At 60.3% G+C, this 5975-nt stretch carries 7 protein-coding genes and 1 pseudogene; 6 read left to right on the forward strand and 2 right to left on the reverse strand.

Annotated elements, in window-relative coordinates; genetic code table 11:
• Both ACR0P8_RS08330 and ACR0P8_RS08335 read left to right on the forward strand, forming a co-directional pair.
• Window positions 1–343, forward strand: a pseudogene (locus ACR0P8_RS08330) (aminoglycoside phosphotransferase); the annotation flags it as partial.
• Between the two features lie 75 nt (window positions 344–418).
• On the forward strand, window positions 419–643 hold the full coding sequence (locus tag ACR0P8_RS08335; protein WP_432624631.1) for a DUF3107 domain-containing protein: 225 nt from the start codon (window positions 419–421) through the stop codon (window positions 641–643).
• Between the two features lie 120 nt (window positions 644–763).
• Here ACR0P8_RS08335 and ACR0P8_RS08340 read toward each other — a convergent pair whose 3' ends face one another.
• The gene (locus ACR0P8_RS08340; protein WP_432624632.1) at window positions 764–1648 is read right to left on the reverse strand and encodes a PHP domain-containing protein; all 885 of its coding nucleotides are present in this window, start codon (window positions 1646–1648) and stop codon (window positions 764–766) included.
• A gap of 130 nt (window positions 1649–1778) precedes the next feature.
• Between ACR0P8_RS08340 and ACR0P8_RS08345 the strand changes: the two genes are divergently transcribed.
• The gene (locus tag ACR0P8_RS08345; protein ID WP_432624637.1) at window positions 1779–2432 is read left to right on the forward strand and encodes a vitamin K epoxide reductase family protein; all 654 of its coding nucleotides are present in this window, start codon (window positions 1779–1781) and stop codon (window positions 2430–2432) included.
• A 114-nt stretch (window positions 2433–2546) separates the two neighbouring features.
• Here ACR0P8_RS08345 and dapF read toward each other — a convergent pair whose 3' ends face one another.
• Window positions 2547–3446: a diaminopimelate epimerase gene (gene dapF / locus ACR0P8_RS08350; protein WP_432624633.1), complete on the reverse strand. Its 900-nt coding sequence runs from the start codon at window positions 3444–3446 to the stop codon at window positions 2547–2549.
• Window positions 3447–3541: 95 nt separating this feature from the next.
• Between dapF and murI the strand changes: the two genes are divergently transcribed.
• The 3 genes from murI to ACR0P8_RS08365 form a co-directional block, all read left to right on the forward strand.
• The gene (gene murI, locus ACR0P8_RS08355) at window positions 3542–4318 is read left to right on the forward strand and encodes a glutamate racemase (protein WP_432624634.1); all 777 of its coding nucleotides are present in this window, start codon (window positions 3542–3544) and stop codon (window positions 4316–4318) included.
• A gap of 99 nt (window positions 4319–4417) precedes the next feature.
• A complete protein-coding gene (locus ACR0P8_RS08360) occupies window positions 4418–5266 on the forward strand; it encodes a patatin-like phospholipase family protein (RefSeq protein ID WP_432624635.1) in 849 nt (282 codons plus the stop codon).
• Between the two features lie 14 nt (window positions 5267–5280).
• A partial coding sequence (locus ACR0P8_RS08365; RefSeq protein ID WP_432624636.1) for a LysR family transcriptional regulator occupies window positions 5281–5975 on the forward strand: 695 nt, incomplete at its 3' end.

Genomic DNA, 5975 nt, shown 5'->3' on the forward strand with positions numbered 1-5975 from the left:
CGAACCAAGCGTCGAAGATGCCACGGAGTCGTACGATCCGGTTGGATCTGACGATACCGCCGAGCGTGGGAACACCACCGGGGATGGATCGTCCATCAGCACGTTCATCCCGGAGCAGTCCGCAAGGCAACGGCATGAATCGCAACCGTCCAGCTCGACCATCGTGATCAGCAAACTGGAGACCGCCGACGGCAGCGATGACACGAACGAGGAGACGATTCCTCAAGCTCACAGCGAAGCCGCGACCATGCTCATCCCGCTGCTCGAGCGTGACGAGGCCACCATGCAGAAGGCCAAAGCGCAGGTCGACCAGCAGCAGGCATCGGCCCAACGCCAATCCTGAAGACGCCGTCGAAGGAAAACCGCGCGTAGAATAAGCGCATATATCGCAAACGAACACTTTCTCACAAGGAGCATCATGGATATCGAACTGGGCATCCAGAACGTGGCACGTACCGTCACTTTCAGCACCGAGCAGAGCGCCGATGAGGTGAACGCCATCATCGCCGACGCCGTGGAGAACGGAAAGACCATCAATCTGACCGATGACAAGGGCCGTCGCATCGTGGTGCCGGCCGGCTCGCTCGGCTATGCCATCATCGGATCCGAAACCAAGCACGCCGTCGGTTTCGGCAATCTCTGATTCATTCGGATTCACTCGAATCGGATTTCAGACAAAACAATGAACGCCGGACCTGATGGTTCGGCGTTTTTTCATATTTGTTCATATTCGGAAGAGAACCGGCGGCATGGCGTGCGCCGTTCAGAATCGGCTGCCCGAATCCACGCCCCTGCGCATGATCTCACGCACGGTGTCGTCGTCGGTGAGGTTCTCCCCCAGCGCATTGGGTTTGCCTTTGCCATGCCAATCCGATCCGCCGGTCACCAGCAGGTCATGCCGGGACGCGATCGCAAGCAACCGTTCCCGCTGCTGTGGAGGATTGCCACAATGCCATACCTCCAAACCGTCCAGTCCGTCATCGATCAAAGCGTCAAGCTGCGCGTCGGACAGCAGTCTGCGATTGCGCCGAGGATCGCCCGCATGCGCGACGACCACCACGCCGCCCGCGTCCTTGACCGCGGCGATGACCTCATGCGTGGATGGCGATGGCGTGGGAATGTAGTATTTCGATGTTGCGCTCACCGCGTCGGCGAACGCGTCGGAACGCGTCCGATACACGCCCGCAGCAACCAGCGCGTCGGCGATGTGAGGCCGTCCAATCGTGGTCTTCTTCCCCTCCTTCACTTGGGCGAGCACATCGTCCCAAGTAATCGGATAATCCTCCGCGAGCCGTTCCACCATGCGCTTCGTGCGATGCAGACGTGCGGCACGCGTATCGGCGAACATGTCGGCAATCCGGATGTTGGCCGGATCGTATTGGAAGGCGAGCATGTGCACGGACACGTCATCATCGACGGCGGTGATCTCCGTGCCAAGGAGCAACGGCAATCCGGCTTTCCCGGCGGCCGCACGCGCTTCCCGCCATCCAGCAGTGGTGTCATGATCGGCGATGGCCACACCGTGCAGACCGAGTAGCCGAGCCTGTTCGACCAGCGTGCCGGGCGTTTCCGTACCGTCGGAGAAAACGGTATGGCAGTGGATGTCCCAACCTTGCGCGGGCGGCGCGACGTACCTCACTTGACTCATATGACTATCGTAAGCTCCGCCCCGCGGTTTTTCGCGTAGACTGTGACATGACAACGTTTGTATTTTCGATTTTCAAGGATTGACGATGGGCGATTTTGAGGGCAAAGCCGCCGAGAACGAGACCGACGCCATGACGGCGGACGTGGATGCCGTCACGACCGACGACGATTTCACGAAACCACGCGGCTGGCGTCACGGAGCCACATGGACGTATCTGATCATGCTGATCGCTTCGGCGGTGGCGTTGTTTGTATCGTTCATTCTGGCCGCGGATACGTTGAAGCTGGCCCGCAATCCCGGACAGAAGCTCAACTGCGATGTGAACGCCGTGCTGTCCTGTTCCACGGTGGCCGAATCCTGGCAAGCGGAGATCGTGAAATTCGCCGGGCTGAGTTTTCCGAACGCGTTCTTCGGCATCGCCGCCGAATCGGTGTTCGTGACGATCGCGGTGATCGGCCTGGCCAAGGTGGTCGTGCCGCGCTGGTTCGCCACCTGCACATGGCTGGGCGGACTCGCCGCATTGGCCTACTCGTATTGGCTGACCACGCAGTCGCTGTTCGTCATCAACGCGCTGTGCCCATGGTGTCTGGCGCTCATGTTCTCCACCACCGTGCAGTTCATGGCTCTCTCGCACGCCACGGTGGCGGTGCAGGATTTGCCGGCGGGGAACGTAGGGCTTCGCAAGTATTATCGGCTGAATTTCGATCTGATGGTCGACGCGGTGTGGATCGTTGCGCTGATCGTGGTCATCCTCGTCAAGGATGGTCCGATGCTGTTCGCCTGACATCAGACGGCACCGTATATTCCGTTTCACACACATAAGGAAGGCCGGCCCCACAGGGTCGGCCTTCCTCGTTGTTGCCGGCTTATGGTCCATTGCCAGCTTATGGTCACACGACTACAGCAATTCGATCTTGCCCACGATGGTGGCGCTGCCGGTGAGCCTCACATCCGTGTCGGTCACGTCGACGCGCAGGGTGCCGCCACGCACGGTGATCACCCAATGGTCGATGCCGGTTTTGGCACGCAGCGTGACGGCCGTGGCGCATAGTCCCGTACCGCAGGACAAGGTCTCGCCGCAGCCACGCTCGTTGACGCGCATGGTGGCCTCGCCCGCATCGTCACCTTCGCTCTGCTCGTCGATGCGCACGAATTCGACGTTCTGGTCCGTTGGAATCTCCGGGGAAACCACCGGCTTGACGGTCAGATCGAGATCCTCGACGTTCGGAAGGCTGGCAAACGCGTCCTCAAGCACAGCCACGACATGCGGATTGCCCATGTCCACGAACGTGCCTCGGGCGGAACCCGCCGTACCCGGAATCGTCACCTCATAGCCATCGAGATCGCCACGCTTCCATGCGCCCATCTCAACCTGGAATACGTCCTTGCCGAGGCCTGGCACATCGCCGAGTGAAGTCAGGACCTTCACGCCGGCGCGGGTGCCGAGACGGAACGGCTGGCCGCCCGGCTGGTCGGCAATACCCTGCCTCTGCGCGAACAAGGTGATCGCGCGGGTGCCGTTGCCGCACATCTCGGCCAACGACCCGTCGGCGTTGCGGTAGTCCATGAACCAATCCGCATTGCCGGCCGCGCAATCGGCAAGCTGGCCGTCACTCAGATCGGACACCGCCCGCGGATGCGCGAGACGGATCAGACCGTCGCCGCCGATGCCGAAATGACGGTCGCACAAAAACCGCACCTCATCGGCGGTAGGTTCGTACACGCCATCGGCGTCGAGATACACCACGAAATCGTTGCCCGTGGCGTGCGCTTTGTAAACAATGCTTGGAATGCTCATACCGATTCACTCTACACGCGGTAGGCTATTGGAGTGTTTGGCGCGATGCACGCATGGATGTTCGCGCGCGGAACAGGCGGAACAAGGGAGGACGTATGGCTTCAACGGCACCGATCGGCGTTTTCGATTCCGGTTTGGGAGGAATCTCCGTAGCACGCGAGATCCGCCGCGATATGCCGAACGAGCGCGTGCTGTATTTCGGCGATTCCGCGAACGCGCCGTATGGCACGAAATCGCCGGAGCAGGTGCGCGAACTGTCCGACACAATCGTGGAACGTTTCGTACAGCAGGGAGTGAAGGCGATCGTCATCGCATGCAACACCGCCACTTCCGCCGCTGCCAACGAACTGCGCGACAAGTACGATATTCCGATCATCGGCATGGAACCGGCATTGAAGGTGGCATGCGACCGAGGCCACGGCAATCGCCAGCACGTCATCGTCGCCGCCACTCCCCTGACGTTGAGGGAACGCAAATTCGCGGTGCTGATGGACCGTTTCAAGGCGGATCATACGATTTTTCCGCAGCCCTGCCCCGATTTGGTGGAAATCGTGGAGCGCGGACAGTTGGATGACCATGATGTGGTGATGCGCGCCCTGCACCGGTATTTCGATCAATACGATTTGTCCACGATCGACGCCGTCGTGCTCGGATGCACGCATTTCGTGTTCTACCGCGATTATTTCCGGGAGCTGCTGCCCGATACGGCGGCGGTCATCGACGGCAACGAAGGCACCGTACGCCATCTTGGAGTGGTGCTTGAATCGCTCGGCAAGCTCGCTCCGGAAGACGCCCAGGGAGGCATCGAACTGTCGAATTCCGATACCTCTGAGGAAACAGCGAAATTGTCGCGGTCGCTGCTTGATCGCTGACCGCGAATGTCCCGACAAGACGCGTAAAGTCAGGAAACGGATTACCAGCGAAACGAACAGAAGCGAATATGGTACGCATGGAGTGAAAGGACGGCGCATATGGCCAACAGGACAGCAATGATCGACGTCGGCGGCGGATTCCGCGCGATTTACGGCGCGGGCGTGATGGACCGCATGCTGGAGGATGATGTGCATGTCGACCATTGCTATGGCATCTCCGCAGGAAGCGCCAACATGGTCTCCTATATCTCCCGCCAGCACGGACGCACCCATAAGTTCTACACCGAGTACGCGTTTCGCAAGGAATACGCGAGCCTCGACAGCTACATCAAGAACCACAACTACGCCAACCTCGACTACGTGTACAGCACGCTGAGCAACCATGACGGCGAGAATCCGGTGGATTATGAGGCGTTCGCGGCGAATCCGACCGGCTTCACCGTGGTGGCGTGCAATGCGGACGACGGGTCCACGAAGTACTTCGACAAGTCGGATGTGGGATACGACAATTTCGACATCATGAAGGCGTCCTCAGCCGTTCCGGTGGCCTGCGAACCGTATGTGATTGACGGCGTCCCCTACTACGATGGGGGCATCGCCGACCCGATTCCCGTGCAGAAGGCGATAGACGACGGCTACGATCGCATCGTGGTGATTCTCACCCGTCCGAGGGACACCGTACGTGAGCAGAAGAAGGATGTGGGTCCGGCCGCGATTCTGAAGCGCACGCATCCGGAGGCCGCGGAAAAGCTGCTGAACCGGTACCAGACATACAACGACGAAGTGACGTTGGCCAAGGAATACGAGAAGGATGGCCGCGTGCTCATCCTCGCTCCGGAAAGCATGTACGGCCTGAATACGCTGAGCAAGTCGTATGAGGGCTTGGAACGCATGTACAGGGCCGGCTATGCCGCCGCCGAGGCGATTCCGGCGTTTTTGGCAAGCTGAGCGGAACCACGGCAGTGTCGAATCACATGCACGCGCATGGCGGCGAGACGACCGATGATGCTTCAGGACAGGGAGTTGGCACGTCGGCCAGCGTGCCAACCCTCAATCCGCAGATTCTCGTGACCCTATGGCACGTGGAACGGTTAGGATCCTTCTCGGCCGTGGCCCGCGAGACGGGATTCTCCCAGCCTGCCATCAGCCAGCAGATTCGCCGGTGTGAACAGGACGTCGGCGCCAAGCTGGTGGATCGCACGTCACATGGTGTCAGACTCACGCCGGTCGGCCGCATTCTGGCGAGACATGGCCAACTGATCGACAACCGTCTCATCCAGGCCGCCAAGGATGTGGAGGAATATCGGCGCAACGGTTCGACGCACATCCGTCTGGTGGCCCCGCCATCCGTATGCTCGTCATTTGTGGCACGCGTGCTCGTGCACATCGGCAAAACTTCCGACATCCGCGTAAGTCTGATGCAGATGGAACCGCCTGAAGCCATGGAGGCCTTGGAACAGGGACTTGCGGACTGCGCGATCACCTTCCAATACAATTCGCTGCCCATAGCCGATCAGCCAGCCGATTTGGAGGTCGACCCGTTCGGTGCCGATCCGCTGATGCTGCTGGTCAGCGCGAACAGCCGGATTGCGCGCGAGCAGGCGGATTCGGAAGATGCCGTGCAACTGGCGTGCGCGGCCGGCGAACAATGGATCGC

This window comes from Bifidobacterium sp. (genome assembly GCF_050874245.1).
In the GTDB taxonomy this organism is placed as follows: Bacteria; Actinomycetota; Actinomycetes; order Actinomycetales; family Bifidobacteriaceae; genus Bifidobacterium.

Coding starts and splice junctions, on each gene's coding strand:
- ACR0P8_RS08335 (WP_432624631.1), top strand. CDS start 419: ATGGATATCGAACTGGGCATCCAGAACGTGGCACGTACCGTCACTTTC.
- ACR0P8_RS08340 (WP_432624632.1), bottom strand. CDS start 1,648: ATGAGTCAAGTGAGGTACGTCGCGCCGCCCGCGCAAGGTTGGGACATC.
- ACR0P8_RS08345 (WP_432624637.1), top strand. CDS start 1,779: ATGACGGCGGACGTGGATGCCGTCACGACCGACGACGATTTCACGAAA.
- dapF (WP_432624633.1), bottom strand. CDS start 3,446: ATGAGCATTCCAAGCATTGTTTACAAAGCGCACGCCACGGGCAACGAT.
- murI (WP_432624634.1), top strand. CDS start 3,542: ATGGCTTCAACGGCACCGATCGGCGTTTTCGATTCCGGTTTGGGAGGA.
- ACR0P8_RS08360 (WP_432624635.1), top strand. CDS start 4,418: ATGGCCAACAGGACAGCAATGATCGACGTCGGCGGCGGATTCCGCGCG.